This window comes from Synechococcus sp. PCC 6717 (assembly GCF_022698185.1).
Classification (GTDB): domain Bacteria; phylum Cyanobacteriota; class Cyanobacteriia; order Thermosynechococcales; family Thermosynechococcaceae; genus Thermosynechococcus; species Thermosynechococcus lividus.
Genome location: NZ_JAKLTV010000027.1, coordinates 11,757 through 31,216, shown reverse-complemented (window position 1 = coordinate 31,216; position 19,460 = coordinate 11,757). Strand labels below are relative to the sequence as shown.

Sequence of the window (19,460 nt, the reverse complement as noted above, 5' to 3'; positions counted from 1 at the left end):
AGTACGGAGAGATCCCGGCAAGTAAGTCACTACCGCTTTGGCGGCAAGCCTAAACCACTGCAAGCAATGGCAGGATGTTGAGCGTATCGAATTGGCTAGTGTTGAAAAGCGCGAAACCACGAACCGAAACATAAACGTAGTCCCAATAGCAGAAATGCTTGAGGTGAGTAGGGGGTCTTTGACTGCTCCCACCCGCATTAAGTTGTGGGTGACAGCTCAAGGGAAAAGCGAAGCAATGTGGCTTCAGCCCGTTGCGTAGCATCCTTTGGGAATCCCCTCTCTTTCAAAGAGGGGAGAAGTCAAAGGGTGCTTCTCCATCACTTGAGAGGTCGTGTCTCTGGGGTGTTCGGAGCTCTCAGTTCCGCCCTTTACCGTACCGCTCAAGATGTATAGCCTCATACCATAGAAACCGCCACTCTTTGACCTCCACCTGTTCCGAGGTGGGGGAATGCGTCGCTAATTTTGTTCAATTAACTCATCAGGCTCGCCGGGAAACCGCTTTCTGCAGCACAATGCTCAGGGTCGTTAGGGCGTAGCTGTTCATCTCTGGCAAGGGGCGTTCTAAGCTATAGTCAATGCGTGAGGGGCAGCTAACCGCTGTTTTGCCTGAACGTCATCAGGGTGCGGGAGTACTATGCTCAAGTGGTTTGACCGCCTAGAAAATCGCCGCTTACTACGCTTTCTACTCCTGTTTGCCCTCGGTTGGATTGGGGTGCAACTCCTCAAATTCTTTGCCACTGTTGTACTGATTTTTCTATTTTCAGCAATTTTGGCCTTTTTGCTCAATTATCCGGTGCGCTGGGTTGAGCGGTATCTCCCCCATACGGCAGCAGTAACACTTGTTTTTTTGGGAGCACTGGCGATCGTTATTGGGGTTGGGTTGACCCTTGGCTTTGGTATTATTGGCCAACTCCAAGAACTTCTGAGTACATTGCCGGATCAGGTGGATACATGGATTAATCTCCTCAACGATATTCAACGCTGGCTAGAGCGTTGGAACCTAGAGATTGACTTTCGCCAAATTGAGTCAGAATTACGCAACTATGCTTTTGCTGGCCTAGAGTTTGGGTTTGGTAAGCTGCAATTTGTCTTTTCACTACTGCTAGAGAGCATTATTGTTGCAGTGATTACGTTTTTTATGCTGCTGGATGGGCAGCGATTGTGGCAGTACCTCCTGAGTTTTTTGCCAGAGCCATGGCAGGAACGGGTGCCCCGCGATTTGCAACGGAACTTCCTCGGCTTCTTTTGGGGGCGTTTTTTGCTCTCTCTGTTTTTTGGTGTATCGGTTTTTATTATCCTTTTACTGCTGCGCGCCCCCTATGCCCTTGCCCTTGCTGCCATTGCCGGAGCCTTTGATCTGATTCCGGGAATTGGCGCCACCCTTGGTATTGCGATTGTGTCTTTGATTTTGCTGCCTAAGGGTCTTGCTCTCAGTTTTAAGGTGCTCGTTGGCTGCATTTTGCTCCAACAGGTGGAAGAAAACATTCTGATGCCCCGTATTATGCGAAACTCGGTGAATTTGAATCCGGTCATCTTGTTTTTAGCCCTGCTTGTCGGGGCAACCCTAGCGGGCTTTGTCGGGGTCTTTCTGGCGATTCCGATTACCGGAACACTTGTCAGCCTATTTAAGTTAGAAGCCTTGCAGGCAGGGCACCAGACACTGCGGCCAAAAACTGCCGCAGATCAGCCGCCAGCCAATTGATCCGCAGATGGTGGTTGCGATCGCCCCCAGACTATTGATATGCTAGGAAAGCTGATCTAATCGCCCCTTGCGACATAGATCGCGCTCACGTATGAACTCGTCTGGTTGGACACCGTCATCATTGTAGGTTGGGTATAGTTGCATGGCTCGATATCGTGGCCCTCGTTTAAGAATTGTTCGTCGTCTGGGTGAATTAGCCGGTTTAACCCGTAAAGCCCCTAAGCGCAGTTATCCGCCTGGTCAGCACGGTCAAGCCCGTAAAAAGCGCTCGGAGTACGCGCTGCGTCTTGATGAAAAGCAAAAACTGCGGTTTAACTACGGCGTGTCTGAGCGGCAGTTGGTGCGGTATGTGCGCAAAGCCCGGCGAGTCAGCGGCTCCACTGGCCAGACGCTCTTGCAATTATTAGAGATGCGCTTAGACAACACCGTTTTTCGCCTTGGCATGGCACCTACCATTCCGGCAGCCCGCCAATTGGTGAGTCATGGGCATATTATGGTGAATGGTCGCAGTGTATCCATCCCCAGCTATCAATGTCGCCCTGGTGACGTGATTACGGTGCGCGATAACGATCGCTCACGACAGCTTGTACAAACCAACTTACAGAATCCTGGCCTTGCCAACTTACCCAGCCACTTGGAACTAGATAAAAACACCCTCACAGGCAAGGTGAATGGCCTTGTAGAGCGGGAATGGGTGGCTCTACAAGTGAATGAACTCTTGGTGGTTGAATACTACTCGCGTAAAGTCTAAGGCGGCGGTCAGCAGCTATGGCGGAAGCCTATCTTCTGGAAAAACTGCGTACCGTTGAGCAAACCTTTACGGAGTTGACGCGGCGTTTGGCAGATCCAGACGTTGCCGTCAACCCCTCTGAGTTCCAAAAAGTGGCTCGCTCACGAGCAGCCCTCGAGGAAACAGTGAATGCCTACCACGAATGGCAAGCCTTGCATCAACAGTTGGCAGATACGCGGCAACTCCTCAAGGACGCTAGCGATGAACCAGAGCTACGGCAACTGGCGGAAGAAGAGATAGCAAACCTGACAGCTCGTATTGCCGAGCTGGAGGAGCGGCTCAAGGTACTACTGCTACCGCGAGATCCCAATGATGACAAGAACATCATGCTGGAAATTCGGGCAGGAGCTGGAGGGGACGAAGCAGGAATTTGGGCGGGAGATTTAGTGCGCATGTACTCCCGCTATGCCAAATCGCAAGGGTGGCAAGTCAACCTTGTCAGCGAATCGCTGGCAGAAATGGGCGGCTTTAAGGAAGCAATTTTGGAGATCAAGGGCGATCGCGTCTATAGCAAACTGAAGTTTGAATCCGGAGTGCATCGGGTGCAGCGGGTGCCCGTTACAGAGGCGGGAGGGCGCGTGCATACCTCTACGGCAACGGTGGCGGTGATGCCAGAAGTGGATGAGGTGGAGGTTGAGATTGACCCCAAGGATATTGAATTGACCACTGCGCGATCGGGCGGCGCCGGCGGCCAAAACGTCAACAAGGTGGAAACAGCGGTTGATCTGTTCCATAAACCAACGGGGATCCGCATTTTTTGTACCGAAGAGCGCAGCCAACTGAAAAATAAAGAGCGGGCTTTTCAGATTTTGCGCGCCAAGCTTTACGAAATGAAACTGCGGGAGCAACAGGAAGCCATTACCTCCATGCGACGATCGCAAGTGGGCACTGGCGATCGCTCCGAAAAAATTCGCACCTATAACTACAAAGACGATCGCGTCACCGATCACCGCTTAGGGCAAAACTTTACCCTGAGCACCGTCCTCGAAGGGGATCTAGAAACGATTATTCAATCGTGCATTAGCCGCGATCAACAGGAGCAGTTAGCGCGCTTAGCGGCAGAGCAAGCCTAAGGAGAGCTTAGTATGGCTAAATTTGTTGTCTGGGGGCGCTATTGCGAGGATGTCCTTGAGCGCCGTGCTCCCCATCGCCAAGACCACCTAGATGGCCTTGCCCGCCAAAAAGACCAAGGCAGCCTAGTGACCATTGGCCCTACCAAAGATTTACGCTACTTTTTTGCCATCTACACTGCCGAAAGTGAAGAGGCGGTGCGCCAACTCATCGAAGCCGATCCCTATTGGCAGCACCACATCTGGACAGACTATACCATCCACGAATGGATTCAAGCCCTCTAGCGGTTGCGGTAGCGTTGCAGTTCGGTACGCAAGGCCGCAGTTTCTGCCCGCAGATCATCCACAAGGGCTTGCCAGTCCACAGGTTCACTGGCGTGGGGGGAAACAGCTTGGGCTTCCTGCTGCGCCCGCTCCTGAACCTCTTGCATAAACTGATGCAGCCGCTGCTGTTGCTCGGCATCAAACCGCCCAATCTGACTAAGTAGTTCAACAAACAGATGTTGCGCTTGGTCGCGTAGCAGCGTCGCTGTGGCTCGACCTAAGAAAAAAGCATCTAGCGGCGATTGACTCATGGCAGGTTCATTCCTTGGATTCATTACTTCCAACCCCTGAGTGTAACAAAGTTTGCCAATTGCCGACGCTGCGCCCCTACCCTCGCATCCGTCCCTTCATAAGAAAAACTTTCCTCGTTTGATAAGAAAAACTTTCCTCCCCATCTAGACAGATTGTCCCCATCAAAGCATAGGATTATTTCAATTAAATATTTGATTATCATAGCCATAAGTTATGAAAAATTGTCGGACACTCCAGAGTGGTCACGAGGTTGGTTCATAATCCCACAGCTATGAAAAATCTCTACATTAGCGAGTCAACATCTAGTCAACAAAAGGGACAGGAATGCTAGCAAATGTGATTAATCGAGTGCATTTCAGATATTGGCGGGGTGATCTGTTTGGTGGCCTTACCGCTGCCATTGTGGCACTGCCAATGGCTCTAGCCTTTGGGGTGACCTCTGGAGCAGGGGCAACAGCCGGTCTGTACTGTGTCGTATTTCTGGGATTCTTTGCCGCTTTATTTGGCGGTACTCCCACCCTGATTTCAAACCCAACGGGGCCAATGACGGTGGTGATTACAGCGGTGATTACCCGCCTGACGAGTGAGTACCCGGAGCAAGGGTTGGCCATGGCCTTTACGGTGGTGATGCTGGCTGGGGGGTTTCAAATTTTATTTGGCCTACTCCGCCTTGGTAAATACATCACCATGATGCCCTACACGGTTATTTCCGGCTTCATGTCCGGAATTGGCCTGATCATGATTTTGTTGCAAATTGGGCCGCTGCTAGGGCACACGAGTAAAGGGGGCGTGCTAGGAGCCGTGCAGAACCTGCCGGACTTTATTCAGACCATGAACCCAGCAGCGTTAACTCTTGGCCTCTTCACCCTAGCGCTGATTTACTTTACACCACAGTGGCTACGGCGCTTGGTGCCCCCTCAACTGCTGGCGTTAGTGTTGGGGACGCTGCTATCGATGCTGTTCTTTGCTGATGCTGGGTTGGCGCGCATTGGCAAGATTCCCACGGGCTTACCGGAGTTTGTGGTTCCCACGTTTTCTTTGCCTATGCTGAAAACCATGCTGGTGGATGCTGCCATGCTGGGGATGCTCGGCTGTATTGACTCGCTGTTAACCTCAGTGATTGCCGATAGCATTACCCGCACGCAGCACGATTCCGATAAGGAACTCATTGGTCAAGGCATTGGCAACCTCGTTTCAGGGCTGTTTGGTGGGTTACCCGGAGCTGGGGCAACCATGGGAACCGTAGTAAATATTCAAGCGGGTGGCCGCACCTGTCTCTCAGGCATGATCCACGCTGTCATTTTGTTGATGGTGGTTCTGTGGGCAGCCCCCTTGACCGCTCCTATCCCTAATGCGGTGCTGGCTGGGATTTTGATCAAGGTGGGGATTGACATCATTGATTGGAATTTCCTCAAACGGGCACACGTCCTCTCGCTGCGAGCCGCCTTCATTATGTATGGTGTGATGCTCCTAACGGTCTTTGTGGATTTGATTGTGGCGGTGGGTGTAGGGGTGTTTATTGCCAATATGTTGACCATCAAGCGGCTGGCGGATCTGCAGTCGGAAGAGGTGAAAGCCATTACCCATGCGGATGATCAAACGCCCCTGACCCCTGAGGAGAAGGAGCTTTTTCGCCGAGGCAAGGGGCAATTGCTGCTATTGCATTTAGGGGGGCCGATGAGCTTTGGGTCGGCGTGGGCGATCTCCCAACGTCAGGCGATTATGGCGGACTATAAGGTGCTCATCCTTGACGTGAGTAGTGTGCCCCTGTTGGGGGTCACCGCCACCCTCGCCATTGAATCCCTCATCGAAGAGGCGCAAAAACATCGGTTAGCTATTTTTGTAGTGAGTGGTTCGGCAAAAGTTCAACAGCGCCTTGAGCGATTCCGAATTTTAGATCGCTTGCCTGCGGATCACGTGGTGAGCGATCGCCAGCAAGCCCTAGAGAAAGCCATTCTGTTCTTGGAGCAACCGGAGCAGTTGCTGGAGGTCTCCACCGGTAGCTACGAGTAGCGAGAAACCGCTGCATTCCCTTGCAAATACCACCGCCATGGAATCTCTTGTCCTTGGGAAATACCAATACGGCGGGTTTGCACAACGGTGCCCACCACCGCTTGGGGAGGTGGCTCAATCCACAGGCCAGTGGCCTCCCCAAGTACGGTGCCAGACAACTGCCGATCGATGGCTAACAGATGACACAGCTTGCCGGGGCCAGCCGCACTGCGCGCGGGTAAGGTGGGGGTGATCATCTCAAGGGCGCGAATCAGTACCGCACTGGCCACCTGGGGGCGATCGCTCACAATATTGAGGCAGTGATGAATCCCGTAGATTTGGTAAACGTAGATCGTACCCGCGGCAGCAAACATGGGGGCATTGCGAGGGGTTTGGCGACGATAGCCATGGCAAGCGGGATCTCCCGCCATATAGGCTTCTGTTTCTACAATGCGCCCACGGTACATCTGGCCATTGGGGTGCCGCCGTACTAACAGGCAACCAATGAGATCAGGGGCTACCTCTGGGGCTGGCCGGGCAAACCACTCCGGATCAAGGGCGATCGCCACCTTTGGAAACTCCCGTTTACAAACAACGCTCCTCCACAAGTAACTCCGCCAGCAACGCATCGCGCAGGTTGTTGTTTAAGCCCGTCACCATGTAAAGCATGGCTTCGCGGTACAATCGCTGCACCGTATGGTTCAGCAGCACGGCACTTCCCCCAGTCGTAATCATGGCCGCTTGGGCAGCACGAACCGTCAATTGTACCGCCTTTGCCCGCAGTTTTGCATGGTAAGGCGGGTTCAGTTGCCCTAACTCCTGCTGAATGGTGGTGTAAAGGAATTGCCAGCGATCCCACAGGCAAGCATACAACTCCGCAGACTGAGGAAAGGTAGCGAGAACCTGCAAACTGGCGCGGGCACAACCGAGGGGGGCGGCACTGCCTCTGAGCAATTTTTGGTTGTCTCGCTGCTCAATCCAGTTAGGGTCACCGATGCCGACCACATCCTCAGGCGGAACGAACCAGTCAATAACCTCTGCTTGTACGGTTTGGGTTGAGGGCACAGCTGCCAAGGGTAACGGCAGGGTTAAATGCAAAATGCCGCCGCTGGACTGTTGAGCATTCATCAGGGGCAAGAGAGCAAATAACGTCTGCTCATCGGGAAGTTCCGCTGCAACGACCACCATCGTCATGTGCTGAAAGCCGCTTAGCCAAGGAATGTTGCCTTTCAAAAGGTAGCCCTGTGGCAGCGATCGGGCTTTCAAGTCCACATGGTTGTAGCGCAGGTGAGAAAAGCCTACGCCAATCAAGGTTTTGCCCAACATCAAATCACTGAAGTAGGCTTGGGCAACGCTGCTATTCGGGTGCTCCAGAATAATACTGAGGGCAGTTTGGTGCTGCGAAACTAAAAAGGCAAGGGCACCGGAGGCCTCGCCAAGCTTGAGTGCTAAATGCCAAAGAATGGAGGGAGGGCATCCCAATCCACCAACGGCTTCTGGGGGAGCTAACCGGAAAATTCCTAACTCTGCTAGGGCTTGCAAGGCACTGGAGAGCAACGATTTTTGCTGATCTATCCGATTGGCATTGGGGGCAACCTCTGTCTCCAGATAGGTGAGAATCTCCTGTAGAAGAGGCTGGGCGGCCTCTGGAGCCGTATCAACAAAAACCGGTTCGTCCATTGGTCGAGCTAGGGATAGGCCAAATGGGCACGGGGATTGTACGATTCTATCGCGTGAAGCTGACGGTACAGTTCTCGCTCAGCATCACTCAATTGGGGAGGCAGAGTAATGATAATTTCTACCAGTTGGTCACCGCGATCGCCATCGGGGCGGGGATAGCCTTTGCCCGCCAGCCGCAAGCGTTGGCCATTGCGCACCCCTGCCGGGATAGACATTTTCACCCAGCCATCGAGGGTCGGGGCTTCTACCTGACCTCCCAAGGCCGCTTCACTGGGGGTCACCGGCAAGTCACACACAATGTCGTAGCCCTCAAGGCGAAACAACGGATGCGGGGTGACATTAATTTTGAGATAGAGGTCACCGCCGCCGGTCCCCTGTCCGCGCAGCCGCACCCGCTGGCCTGTGATCATTGCCCGCGGCAGGGTCACTTCTAGGGAGCGGCCATCCCCCAGCCGAATGCGCTCTCGTCCCCCTTCGTAGGCTTTTTCTAGGGGAATTTCTAGGGTGGCTTCAGCGTCGCGGCGGCTCACAGCAGTATAGGCAGTTTTCACTGTCCCAGGTCGAAAATAATCTGTTTCTATAGTAGGGGAACGACGTGGGGGATCCGCAGGGATGGTCGTGGTGCGCGATCGCCGTCCCAAGAGTTGATCTAAAAACTCCTGAAAGTTATCTTCACTCAGGTCAGGATCATCCCTGAGGCTTGTGCCATTACGGCGGTTTKTCGTCCGTTGGGGGGTACGGCTGCGAAACCCCGGCTGTGACCAATATTCGCCGTAGCGATCGTAGTGCTCGCGGCGAGCTGGGTCGCTGAGCACTTGGTAGGCTTCGCTAATGTCTTTGAATTTTTCTTCGGCAGCGCGATCGCCCGGGTTCATGTCTGGATGGTACCGCCGTGCAAGGCGACGGTAAGCCCGCTTAATTTCATCGCTACTGGCGCTCCGATCCACTCCCAAAAGCTGGTAGTAATCTCGAAAATTACGCATTTAAGTTCCTACTTGTCTCTTTCTACCAGTCGTCATCATCCCAATCATCCCATGCCGCTGAGTCACCCCGCTGTTCGTAGCTGCGGCGACGGCTGCTGCGGCTCGGTTGATTCCAGTCCTTATCGGTGTCCTCCAATTCACGGCGGCGATCGCGCCCACGCACAGCCTCTAAGCCTTTGTTCACAGCCTCTTTGAGGTTCGGCAGCTTAAACAGGTCTTCCTCGTCTTCAGCCTCCTCTTCACTGAGGCGCAGTTCGCGGACAAAGTCGTACAAGCGCTCCTCAAGTGCCGCATAGGTGAGATCAATCTGGCGATCGTCATCATTGCGGATCCCCTCTTGCAGTTGCCGCACCAAGGCTTCAATGGTGCGCCGCTGATTGGCCGCAAACTGATACCCAAACTCTTGGGCGGCTTCGCGAAGCTGACGCTCGGCACGGTTAATGAGATCCTGAGCACGGTTGCGCTTCTGCACGCGATCGCGGCGTTGGCGATCGCCGGCGGCATTGGCCTCCGCATCCAAAAGCATTTGCTGAACCTCGTCCTCTGCCAAGGTCGACGCCCCCTGAATCACCACGCTCTGCTCGCGGCCACTAAAGCGATCCAACGCCACCACCTGCAACAGACCATTGGCATCGAGGTCAAAAGACACCTGAATTTGTGGCACACCGCGCGGCGCAGGGGGAATCCCGGTCAACTTAAAGCGCCCCAGAGACTTATTGTGCTCTGCCAGTTCGCGCTCGCCCTGAACCACATGAATTTCGACTTGGCTTTGATTATTTTCAGAGGTCGAGAAAATATCGGAACGGCGTACCGGAATCGTGGTATTACGCGGAATCAACMCCTTGGTGACACCGCCAATGGTTTCCACCCCTAACGAGAGCGGAGTCACATCCAACAGCAGAATATCCTTCATATCCCCGGCCAAAATCCCCGCCTGAATGGCGGCTCCCACCGCCACGACCTCGTCAGGGTTGACATTCTGGCTGGGTTCACGGCCAATCATCTGGCGAACCAGCTCCTGTACCATGGGCATCCGCGTTGCCCCGCCCACCAGTACTACCGCATCAATCTGAGAGGGGGTGAGGAGGGCATCCCGCAGGGCTTGCTCTACAGGAAAGCGTAGGCGCTTGAGCAACTCTTGGCTCAAGCTTTCAAACTGGCGGCGACTCAGGGTTGTTTCAATATGTTTAGGCCCCTCAGCAGTAGCGGTGACAAAGGGAAGATCGATACTCGTTTCTTGCAGCCCCGATAGCTCAATTTTTGCTTTTTCAGCAGCATCGGTGAGCCGTTGCAACGACTGGCGATCGCGCCGCAGATCAATCCCTTCCTTAGCTAAGAACTCTTCCGCGAGCCAATCCACAATTAACTTATCAAAATCGTTCCCCCCCAGTTGGGAATCACCACTGGTGGCCTTAACTTCAAACACCCCATCGCCAACATCCAGAATAGACACATCAAAGGTGCCACCCCCGAGGTCAAACACTAAAATGGTTTGCTCCTTCTGGCGATCTAACCCGTAGGCCAGTGCTGCTGCCGTGGGTTCATTGATAATGCGGCGCACATTCAAGCCCGCAATTCGCCCCGCATCGCGGGTGGCTTGGCGCTGCGAATCATTAAAATAGGCCGGTACCGTAATCACCGCATCGGTAACTGGCTCGCCTAGGTAGCGACTGGCATCCTCCACGAGCTTGCGCAGCACCATGGCAGAAATTTCCTCCGGTGCAAACTCTTTTTGCAGCCGCGGACACTTGATGCGCACTTTACCCGATTCATCCCGCCGGATAGTGTAGGGCACCCGCTTCAATTCTTGGCTCAGTTCAGCATAGTCACGGCCAATGAATCGCTTCACCCCATAAAACGTGTTTTGGGGGTTGAGCACCGCCTGTCGCCGCGCTAATTGCCCCACCAGACGCTCATTATCCTTAGCAAAGGCGACCACGGAGGGAGTGGTACGGGATCCTTCCGCATTGGCAATCACAACGGGTTTTCCCCCTTCCAGTACAGCAACGACGGAATTGGTTGTTCCCAGATCAATGCCAACAATTTTGCCCATGCCGTTTGAACGACTCCGCACTGGTTAGAATAAATGAATAGCGTTATGGTAGCGGATTATTTACCCTTTGTTACGCTTCTTCGATTGTACGAGATCTACTCAAGAGGGTCAGAATCGCCCCTTACCCCCGCTTTGCATTCTGCCACCGCTACACCTGAGTGTCCCTCGTGGTCAAAATTCGTTAGCCTATTGCTGTTTGCTGCCAACTCTGAGGTTAAGATGGCAGGCAAGAGGTTTAAGCGCAAGCATACCGAACTGTTGCTAAGCCTAATTCCGAGAAGGAGATCACCCTATGCTACACCGCAAGCTTTATCAACTCTACACCGATGGCCAAGAAGTCTGGATTTACTTGCGGGATCAACAGCGCCTCATTGATCGGGCGCGGATTGTCGATATTGAGGGCAATGTCGTAACCATTCGCTACGAAACCGATGAAGACGATGAAGTATGTGCATGGGAGGAAATTGTCAATATCGAGAGTATTGGTTCTATTTCCCGTCGCTTAGCGGCGGTTCCACGGGGGTATGCTGACCTGCCGGTGGCGGAGGAGTGCCCAGAGGCGGAGCAATTGCCCAAGCAGTCGTCGGAAACGGAGCACGAACGCTAACCTGCCCCAAGGCTACCCTTGATCTATGCGCTGCGATTCTGTCCCCTTGGCTGATGCCACTGTTACCGATGCCCTCTACATGGAGCGGTGTCTGCAACTGGCTGAGCAGGCACGGGGGCACACCTCCCCCAATCCGTTGGTGGGCTGTGTAATTGTGGCAGCGCAGCGAATTATTGGTGAAGGATTTCACCCCAAAGCGGGGGAACCCCATGCTGAGGTGTTTGCACTGCGGAGTGTGGCAGCCGGCGATCGCCCCTTACTCACGGATGCCACCCTCTACGTGAACCTAGAGCCGTGCAATCACTATGGCCGCACCCCCCCCTGCACCGAGGCGATTATTGCCGCAGGCATTCCCCGGGTGGTGGTGGGGATGATTGACCCCGATCCACGGGTGGCCGGCTCCGGGATTGAGCGCCTACGGGCTGCGGGGATTGCGGTGACAGTGGGGGTATGTGAAGCGGCCTGTCAACGGCTCAATGAAGCCTTTGTACATCGGGTGCGTAACGCGCACCCCTTTGGTATTCTCAAGTACGCTATGACCCTTGACGGCAAAATTGCCTCCAGTGCTGGCCATAGTACTTGGATTAGTGGGGAAGCCGCGCGAGCCATGGTTCACCAACTGCGCGCTGAATGTGATGCAATCATTGTTGGCGGCAATACCGTACGGCGGGATAACCCCCACCTCACCTCCCGCCATCCCCATACGCCGCTGCGGGTGGTGATGAGCCGTCATCTGGATCTCCCCCTAGATGCCTACCTGTGGCAAACGGATGTTGCGCCTACCCTAGTTGTTACTACGGCTCCAGCGGATCATCCCTTAGTGCCGCACTTAGAGGCTTGTGGGGTTGAGGTGGTCTGCCGGCCAGTGCTCACCCCAACAACGCTGATGAAGGAGCTGTACAACCGCGGGATCATGACTGTGCTGTGGGAGTGCGGTGGTTCCTTAGCCGCAGCAGCGATCGCCGAGGGGATGGTGCAAAAAATCTGGGCGTTTATTGCTCCGAAAATCATTGGGGGTACCAGTGCCCCCGTTCCTGTGGCAGATTTGGGTCTCCAGAAAATGAGTGAGGCACTCTGCCTTGAGGAGGTAACATGGCAAACAGTGGGGCAAGATATTCTGGTGAGTGGCTACCTCCCAAAATCTGCTGCGCCATAGCCATTGATCACGCCTGCTCATGCAATCATCACCGCAACCTAGGCTCAAAAGATGATTGCGAGCGTCCATCAACGTAGCGTCGATTCTGTCAGGACTTGCCTATGACACCCAAACCTAGTGCCCAAGAATTGGCCACTGCCTTGCTCGAGGTGCTCAAAATTACTCCCGAAGACTGGCACCGTTTGAAAAACAACCGCCGTGCCCGTGCCCTAGAACAGGTGGCAGCGGGGCTGGTCTATTTGCTCAAGGATGAGGAGACCGAAGCGATCGCCCACTTGCAGCAGGCAGTGGGTTGGCTGGATCGGTCGATTAGCGCACCGCCGTGCCCCACCCATCATCGCTAAGCTAGCGTTGCCACCGCCGCCACTGGGAGACCACCGTGTCACTGCCGATATGCAGCAGAGCAGAGAGTTCTAAACCGAGGGCGATCGCCCCAAAAAGGCGCCAGTCTTGGCGTGGGATCCCTGCCAGCAGCGGCTTCACCAGAGTTAAACAATTGGCAAGGGAACCCGTTACATAGATTCCCAACGCCAAGAGGGTGATTCCTAGGCCGAACCATAGCCCTAAGTAAACCAAACGAATTAGGGTGCCAAGGATGGGGCCGTGGGTCCAGACGGAACGGTGGCGAAACAGCCTTTGGTAGGGGTGCCATATTCCCCGTAGGATACCCCAGCGATAGTAGGGTAAAGAGGCGGTATCTAGGTCTGGGCTAAGTAAAAAGCCCCCCACCCCAAAACTACTGCTGGCGATCGCCCCCCAGCGCCAATCCTTGGTGAGTGCACTCACTCCAAACCCAATCACGGGAATGGCTATCCAAGTCAGGCGATCGTGGGTGCGGCCACTGGGCATGGGAATTCCTACAGCATCAATCATAAGGGAACTACGGAGACCAGAGGCGGTCAATGCAGTTGACGAACTCATCGCTCGCGGAATACGTCTAAGTCAACCTAGAGGAACTGCGCTGAAATTTGAATCTGCAAAGGGGCAACTGCGCAAATCTAATCGCAGGGTGTGCCAGTTTACAGGCCTGTCCCTATTCGAGTACGCTAGGCAGGTTTCATCTAGTAGCGCAGTCAGTCAAGTAAGCGTGTTGTCGTGCCTCGTTGGTGGAGTGATGTGAATGGAGAAACAGTGGCGTTTCTGGCAATCTCAAACCGTGTGGAGCACATTGTGCGGTACCGCAGCCGCTGTTGTGATCTGCCAACCCGCCATGGCCAGCCGCTTATACCTATGGCGACTCAACCCCACCACTAACCAACTGGAGATTCGCACAGAGCGAGCGGTGCAGCCGCGGGCGGAGCTAGTTTATAACCCGACTCGTTTGGTGATTGATTTGCCCGGGGTGGTGCTCGGCAGCCCCCAGGTCAGCCAAAACTATAGCGGTGCCATCCGTCAGGTTCGGGTGGCGCAGTTTGACCCCCAAACGACCCGCATCGTTGTGGAGTACGCCGCAGGCTATACGATCGATCCGCAGCAGGTGCGCTTTCGTGGGGTAGCTGCCAATAACTGGTTAGTCCAACTCCCCCAACCCCAACAGCAAACCAGCACACCCCCAGCACCCACCCCTGCGCCTGCGCCGACGGCACCCTCACCAAGGACGGTAACCCCCCTACAGGTACGCAGTTGGCAAAGCGATGCCACTGGCTTTATGGTGATGACCGATCGCCCCCTGCCGGATGGTAGCTATACACTCCGCCGTCCTCGCCGTAATCGCATTGAAATTTTGCTCAGTAATAGTGAACTGATCCGCAACTTTAACCCGCGCCGCTTAGAACTACGCCGCTTTGGTCGCGATCGCGTCCGTGCCGAAATTCGCCCCCAGGGTCGGCAAGTCCTGATCACTCTGGAGATTAACCCTCAGGACGGGGACTGGCAAATCACTTCCCGCAACGATGGGTTTGTCATTAGCCCCACCACCACTGCGATTAGCCCGCCAACCCCCTCCCGCCCTAGCGCAATACCCGCTGCCACTGCCCAAACGCCCCTTACAACGATTCAACGAATTGATTTAGGGGGACGAGAGTTACTGATCCAAGGCGATCGCACTGTCTTCTATAGTGTCGGCTGGGAGGGCAACAGCTATCGCATTCGCCTGCGCCAAGCACAGTTAGGCAATATCCGCGAACCACGCTTAGTGCCTGGCAGCCCCCTGAGTGACATTCAGGTACGCCAAGAAGACAACCAGACCGTTACGATTTTGCTGACCCCCGCGCCCAACTTCCGTATCCTTGGCCCGCGGGCACTCTCTGCCGAATCCTTTATCGTCCAACTTCAGGGGGCAGGGGAACCACCGCCCAGTGCCACCACGCCCATTCAAGTGCCCCCCACCCCCACGAGCCAATTTCCCAGCCAGCCTGTTCCTCGGGGTCGCTACGTGGTCGTGATTGATCCTGGCCATGGCGGTAGCGATGCCGGTGCTATTGGGATTGGCGGCATTCGCGAGAAAGATATTGTCATAGACATTAGCCAACAGGTGGCTCAATTCCTACAACAACAGGGAGTTCAGGTGATCCTCACCCGCACCAGTGACATTGACCTAGAGCTTGCCCCCCGCGTGAGTATGGCGGAGCGGGCACGGGCAAACGCCTTTGTCAGTATCCATGCCAATGCCATCAGCATGGCGCGCCCCGATGTGAATGGTGTGGAGACCTACTACGCCCCCGGGAAGTCGAGTCGCTTAGCCGCCGCGATTCAAAACAGTATCCTCAGTTCTCTCAATGTGCGCGATCGCGGCGTCAGGGCTGCCCGCTTTTACGTGATTCGCAATACCTCCATGGATGCAGCTCTTGTGGAAACGGGCTTTGTGACTGGTGCTGAAGATGCCGCTAACCTCAGTAATCCCGCATGGCGTACCCAAATGGCGCAGGCGATCGCCCGCGGGATTCTTAACTTTCTCCAAGGACGTTAAACTAGCAGCAAGGAACCCATTGACTGTGGACAAAAATTGATCAATTCAGGTTTATAAAATAACTGGTGGGGGTTCTCAATCTATCCGTTCATAGGGTGAAGATTCAGCCGACTAGTAGAGTGCGCGCACCGGTGGTGCTGGCATCGGCGGGGGTGGTGCAAAGAAGATAGGCTGTGGCGGTGGTAATGGCGTTTCTACCGCTAAATTACAGGGATAGGGAGTGCCATACATCGATGTACAGAAAGGACTATCCAAGTCACGGGTACGAATTGCAGGGGCATTAGACTGCTGATACCACGCATCATTAGAGACATAGTGAATGCGGCGACCCCGATTGATGATGTCATTATCGCGGTAGGTTGGCGTGCCAAACACAAACATGGCATCCCCAGCGATCGACTCATCCACCCAATAGTTTTGAGTTCCATCAATGCGCTCAAAAGCTTGGGGAAGCGTAGGACGGGTCACCGGATACATCTGCGGGTTCACAGGTTGGCGACGGCTTTGGGCAGTGGCCGGAGCTACAACTGCCGCCAACATCACCACGGCCACCAGCGGGGCAAATCTCATTCTCATCGGTTACTCTCCAGACAGGTCTAACTTCGGCAACAGTGAGGACTCCTAGACGGGCTGCTAGGCTTTAATCATTTTTGCTTAGGTTTATTCTAAAGTTGCCACTATGGGAAACGCGGTAGTACTGTGCCGCTTTCTTAGCATCTTGGGAAGATGCACCACTGCTCATATCGTTACACTCTGATCGTTGCACTTTGAGTGCAGGTAGAGTCAAAAAAAGCTGGGGGATACCTAATCTCCCAGCCTCCGGATTGTGCCGATGATCAGTAGCAACTACAGCTATCGCCAACCAGCGCGATCCATGATCCGTAGTGCTTCGGCATTATTTCGCCCGAACACGGCGGCGTTCACATTTTGGCCACGGAAATTACCAAACCGTTGAATAATGGGATGGAGCGGTACCCCAGAACGTACCGGATACTCATAGTTAGCCATCGCAAACATTTCTTGGGCTTTAGGGCTAACCAAGTATTCTAGAAATTGAATGGCTGCTTGACGGTTGGGGGCACCAGCCACTACCCCGGCTCCACAGATATTGACGTGGGCGCCACGATCCCGCTGATTTGGGAAAAATAGGGCAACTTTATTGGCGACTTCTTGATCTTCTGGTTTATTAGAGGCTATTAAGCGAGCCAAATAGTAGTGGTTTGCAATTGCCACACTGCCCACTCCGGCAGCACAGGCACGAATTTGATCGGTATCATTGCCTTGCGGTGACCGTGCAAAGTTCTGGACTAAGCCCCGTGCCCACTGCTCTGTTTTTGGAGCACCATGAATTGCTAAGAGTGACCCCGTCAGAGACTGATTATAGACATTGGTGGAGGTGCGGGTAAGGACTTGGCCGCGCCATCGCGCATTAGCTAGATTCTCGTAGGTTGAGAGCTGGCTAGGGTTGACCTTTGATTTGTCGTAGATGAGCACTCGCACCCGCCGTGACAACCCAAACCAATGCCCTTGTGGCTCTCGAAGGTTGGCTGGGACAACACTCGTCAATGTGCGCGACTGAACCGGTTGCAAAATMCCTGCTTGTTGAGCACGCCACAAACGTCCGGCATCAACGGTAATTAGAACATCCGCTGGGCTGCGACTCCCTTCACTGCGAATCCGCTCGATTAGGGCATCGGCTTCAGCTTCGATGAGGTTGACACGGATACCCGTTTGCTGCGTAAAGCCGTTGTACAGGGCTTTGTCAGTATCATAGTGCCGCGCTGAATAGACGTTAATGACACGACCTGCCTGTGCCAAACGCTCCTGTGCCATGCTAGACTCAGAGCCTTGATTTAGCGCATGGTGAGCAAGGTAAGCTGCTGCCCCCGCTCCCATCCCTAATAATGCACGGCGGGCAATTTTGTCCATAGTTGAGAATTTCTCCTAAAAATAAGGCTGAAAGCCATTGTAGTCTGAGGATTTGCCTTTTTGCAAGTTATTAGCAAGTATGTGACACAAGCGCCGAGCGTTTATGATGGGGAATGTTCAGAATACCGTGTTCTACACTGCCTAAAATTTCTGATGGTTTGCATCCTTGCCATTGAAACCAGTTGTGATGAAACGGCTGCCGCTGTCGTGCGCGATCGCCACATTGAAAGTAATGTGATTGCCTCGCAAATCAGCGCCCATGAACCCTTTGGCGGCGTTGTGCCTGAGGTGGCATCCCGTGCTCATTTGCAAAACATTAATGGAGTCATTGCCACTGCCATGGCTGAAGCCCACTGCGACTGGGCCGCTATTGATGCCATTGCTGTTACCTGCGCCCCCGGGCTAGTGGGGTCATTACTCATTGGGGTTACGGCCGCTAAAACCCTTGCCATGGTGCACCACAAACCCCTAGTGGGGATTCACCACCTCGAGGGGCACCTGTACGCCTCCTACTTGGCGGAACCGACCCTTGAGCCACCCTTTTTGTGTTTGCTGGTATCGGGGGGGCACACTAGTCTGATTGGGGTCTATGGCTGTGGTCAGTACCAACTGTTTGGTCAAACCCGCGATGATGCGGCTGGTGAGGCCTATGACAAGGTTGCCCGGCTGCTGGGGTTAGGGTACCCCGGTGGGCCTATGATGGATCGCTTGGCACAGAGCGGTAATCCCGATGCCTTTACGCTACCGGAGGGGAATATTTCCTTAGCCAATGGCAAGGTTCACCCCTACGATTCCAGTTTTAGTGGCCTGAAAACAGCGGTGGCGCGACTGGTGAGCCAACTGCGCGACACCCATGGTGACAACTTACCGGTGGCCGATATTGCCGCTAGTTTTCAGAAAGCAGTTGCCCACGCCCTGACGAAGCGGGCGATCGCCGCTGCGGTGGATCATGGATTCACAACCCTGGCAATTGGCGGTGGGGKGGCAGCGAACTCCGGACTGCGGCAGTACTTAACCGCTGCGGCCACCCCCTTGGGAATCCGCCTTATTTTTCCACCCTTGCGCCTGTGTACCGACAATGCCGCCATGATTGGTTGTGCGGCGGCGGATCATGTGCGGCAAGGGGAGCGATCGCCCCTGAGCTTAGGGGCTAAGTCTCGCCTGAGTTTACTGGAGCTTGGGCAGTTGTACGGGCGCTAACCAGCATTGACAGCAAAAAGAAGCCGAGTTGACAGGCCACAATACTCGGCCCCGAAGGCAAATTAAACGCAGCGGACATCAGGATGCCAGCGATCGCCGTGCCCACACCCACTGCGCTCGCCAAGAGCACATAGTAGGCGAACTGCTGCGTCCACAGCCGCGCACCACAGGCAGGAATAACAACAAAGGCACTAATGAGCAGTACCCCTACGGTTTTAATAGAGACTGCCACCACCAACGCCAACAGGGTAATAAATAGCAATCGTTGTAGGCGCACAGCCACCCCCCGTGCCACCGCCAAGGTTTCATTCACCGTAATTAATAGCTGCACCCGCAGAGTCAAGATCACAAAGAGGCAGACAATGCCGCAAAGGAACCCGCTCAACATTAAGTCCTGTTGTTGCACCGCCAGAATATCCCCAAACAGTAAGTTGTTCAGACCACCGCGATAGCGATCGGCGAACGTTAGGAGCAGAATGGCTAAGGCAAGGGAAGCGGAATAGATAATATTGAGCAGTGCATCAGTCCACAGACGAGTGCGCTCTAAAAGATAGGTGACGACCAACGCAAAAATAACAGCAAAGGGCAGCAGAACCAGCGATGGATTGATACCGAAGACCACGCCTAAGCTAATCCCCAGTAAGGCGGAATGCCCAAGGGCATCGCWAAAAAACGACAACTGCCGCAAAATTGTAAAGCTACCGAGGGCACCCCCCATCGCTCCGGTAAAGATCCCGCCCAAGAGTGCTCGCTGCATGAAGGGTAATTGGAACAGATCAATCACCCGCTCAAATATGGCTTGTAAGGCCACCAT

General features: G+C 54.3%; 19 protein-coding genes. 10 read left to right on the top strand and 9 right to left on the bottom strand.

Going from position 1 to position 19,460, the window contains the following annotated elements; genetic code table 11:
• Positions 1-634: 634 nt before the first annotated feature.
• The 4 genes from L5470_RS10645 to L5470_RS10630 all read left to right on the top strand — a co-directional run bounded on the left by L5470_RS10645 (position 635) and on the right by L5470_RS10630 (position 3,847).
• Positions 635-1,702, top strand: a complete 1,068-nt coding sequence (locus L5470_RS10645; protein ID WP_099798771.1) for an AI-2E family transporter — start codon at positions 635-637, stop codon at positions 1,700-1,702.
• Positions 1,703-1,844: 142 nt separating this feature from the next.
• Positions 1,845-2,453: a 30S ribosomal protein S4 gene (gene rpsD / locus L5470_RS10640; protein WP_099798772.1), complete on the top strand. Its 609-nt coding sequence runs from the start codon at positions 1,845-1,847 to the stop codon at positions 2,451-2,453.
• Between the two features lie 17 nt (positions 2,454-2,470).
• Positions 2,471-3,565, top strand: coding sequence for a peptide chain release factor 1 (prfA, locus tag L5470_RS10635; protein WP_099798773.1), 1,095 nt, complete (start codon positions 2,471-2,473; stop codon positions 3,563-3,565).
• Between the two features lie 12 nt (positions 3,566-3,577).
• The gene (locus L5470_RS10630; RefSeq protein ID WP_099798774.1) at positions 3,578-3,847 is read left to right on the top strand and encodes a YciI family protein; all 270 of its coding nucleotides are present in this window, start codon (positions 3,578-3,580) and stop codon (positions 3,845-3,847) included.
• Here L5470_RS10630 and L5470_RS10625 read toward each other — a convergent pair.
• On the bottom strand, positions 3,844-4,137 hold the full coding sequence (locus tag L5470_RS10625) for a DUF6825 family protein (protein WP_198406200.1): 294 nt from the start codon (positions 4,135-4,137) through the stop codon (positions 3,844-3,846). The two genes, L5470_RS10630 and L5470_RS10625, sit on opposite strands and share 4 nt — an antisense overlap.
• 325 nt (positions 4,138-4,462) lie before the next feature.
• On the opposite strand from L5470_RS10625, the gene L5470_RS10620 reads away from it, so the two are divergent.
• Entirely contained in the window at positions 4,463-6,151 is a 1,689-nt protein-coding gene (locus L5470_RS10620; RefSeq protein WP_499499921.1) for a SulP family inorganic anion transporter, read from the top strand.
• Here the strand turns inward: L5470_RS10620 and L5470_RS10615 are convergent.
• The 4 genes from L5470_RS10615 to dnaK are packed head-to-tail and all read right to left on the bottom strand — an operon-like array spanning position 6,142 to position 10,846.
• A complete protein-coding gene (locus tag L5470_RS10615; RefSeq protein WP_499499919.1) occupies positions 6,142-6,699 on the bottom strand; it encodes a DNA-3-methyladenine glycosylase in 558 nt (185 codons plus the stop codon). The genes L5470_RS10620 and L5470_RS10615 overlap by 10 nt on opposite strands.
• A gap of 16 nt (positions 6,700-6,715) precedes the next feature.
• A complete protein-coding gene (locus L5470_RS10610; RefSeq protein ID WP_499499917.1) occupies positions 6,716-7,810 on the bottom strand; it encodes an acyl-CoA dehydrogenase family protein in 1,095 nt (364 codons plus the stop codon).
• Between the two features lie 8 nt (positions 7,811-7,818).
• A complete protein-coding gene (locus L5470_RS10605) occupies positions 7,819-8,793 on the bottom strand; it encodes a DnaJ C-terminal domain-containing protein (RefSeq protein WP_499499915.1) in 975 nt (324 codons plus the stop codon).
• A gap of 22 nt (positions 8,794-8,815) precedes the next feature.
• Positions 8,816-10,846 carry a molecular chaperone DnaK gene (gene dnaK, locus L5470_RS10600; RefSeq protein WP_499499925.1) on the bottom strand — a complete coding sequence of 677 codons (2,031 nt, stop codon included), beginning with the start codon at positions 10,844-10,846 and terminating at the stop codon, positions 8,816-8,818.
• A 292-nt stretch (positions 10,847-11,138) separates the two neighbouring features.
• Here dnaK and L5470_RS10595 point away from each other — a divergent pair, with 292 nt between their 5' ends.
• The 3 genes from L5470_RS10595 (at position 11,139) to L5470_RS10585 (ending at position 12,953) form a co-directional block, all read left to right on the top strand.
• Positions 11,139-11,453: a DUF6679 family protein gene (locus tag L5470_RS10595; protein WP_099798781.1), complete on the top strand. Its 315-nt coding sequence runs from the start codon at positions 11,139-11,141 to the stop codon at positions 11,451-11,453.
• 25 nt (positions 11,454-11,478) lie between these two features.
• Positions 11,479-12,609: a bifunctional diaminohydroxyphosphoribosylaminopyrimidine deaminase/5-amino-6-(5-phosphoribosylamino)uracil reductase RibD gene (gene ribD, locus L5470_RS10590; RefSeq protein ID WP_499499913.1), complete on the top strand. Its 1,131-nt coding sequence runs from the start codon at positions 11,479-11,481 to the stop codon at positions 12,607-12,609.
• 101 nt (positions 12,610-12,710) lie between these two features.
• On the top strand, positions 12,711-12,953 hold the full coding sequence (locus L5470_RS10585; protein WP_099798783.1) for a DUF6439 family protein: 243 nt from the start codon (positions 12,711-12,713) through the stop codon (positions 12,951-12,953).
• Position 12,954: 1 nt separating this feature from the next.
• Here L5470_RS10585 and L5470_RS10580 read toward each other — a convergent pair whose 3' ends face one another.
• Positions 12,955-13,482, bottom strand: a complete 528-nt coding sequence (locus L5470_RS10580; protein WP_499499910.1) for a metal-binding protein — start codon at positions 13,480-13,482, stop codon at positions 12,955-12,957.
• Between the two features lie 247 nt (positions 13,483-13,729).
• On the opposite strand from L5470_RS10580, the gene L5470_RS10575 reads away from it, so the two are divergent.
• Positions 13,730-15,517, top strand: a complete 1,788-nt coding sequence (locus L5470_RS10575) for an N-acetylmuramoyl-L-alanine amidase (protein WP_499499908.1) — start codon at positions 13,730-13,732, stop codon at positions 15,515-15,517.
• A gap of 111 nt (positions 15,518-15,628) precedes the next feature.
• On the opposite strand, the gene L5470_RS10570 is transcribed toward L5470_RS10575, so the two are convergent.
• Both L5470_RS10570 and L5470_RS10565 read right to left on the bottom strand, forming a co-directional pair.
• On the bottom strand, positions 15,629-16,087 hold the full coding sequence (locus tag L5470_RS10570; RefSeq protein WP_198406202.1) for a hypothetical protein: 459 nt from the start codon (positions 16,085-16,087) through the stop codon (positions 15,629-15,631).
• Positions 16,088-16,369: 282 nt separating this feature from the next.
• Positions 16,370-17,446 (bottom strand): Fe(3+) ABC transporter substrate-binding protein, encoded by a 1,077-nt coding sequence (locus L5470_RS10565; protein ID WP_499499905.1) that lies wholly within the window; start codon positions 17,444-17,446, stop codon positions 16,370-16,372.
• A 153-nt stretch (positions 17,447-17,599) separates the two neighbouring features.
• Between L5470_RS10565 and tsaD the strand changes: the two genes are divergently transcribed.
• A complete protein-coding gene (tsaD, locus tag L5470_RS10560) occupies positions 17,600-18,646 on the top strand; it encodes a tRNA (adenosine(37)-N6)-threonylcarbamoyltransferase complex transferase subunit TsaD (RefSeq protein ID WP_499499903.1) in 1,047 nt (348 codons plus the stop codon).
• On the opposite strand, the gene L5470_RS10555 is transcribed toward tsaD, so the two are convergent.
• On the bottom strand, positions 18,597-19,460 hold the full coding sequence (locus L5470_RS10555) for a metal ABC transporter permease (protein WP_499499901.1): 864 nt from the start codon (positions 19,458-19,460) through the stop codon (positions 18,597-18,599). The two genes, tsaD and L5470_RS10555, sit on opposite strands and share 50 nt — an antisense overlap.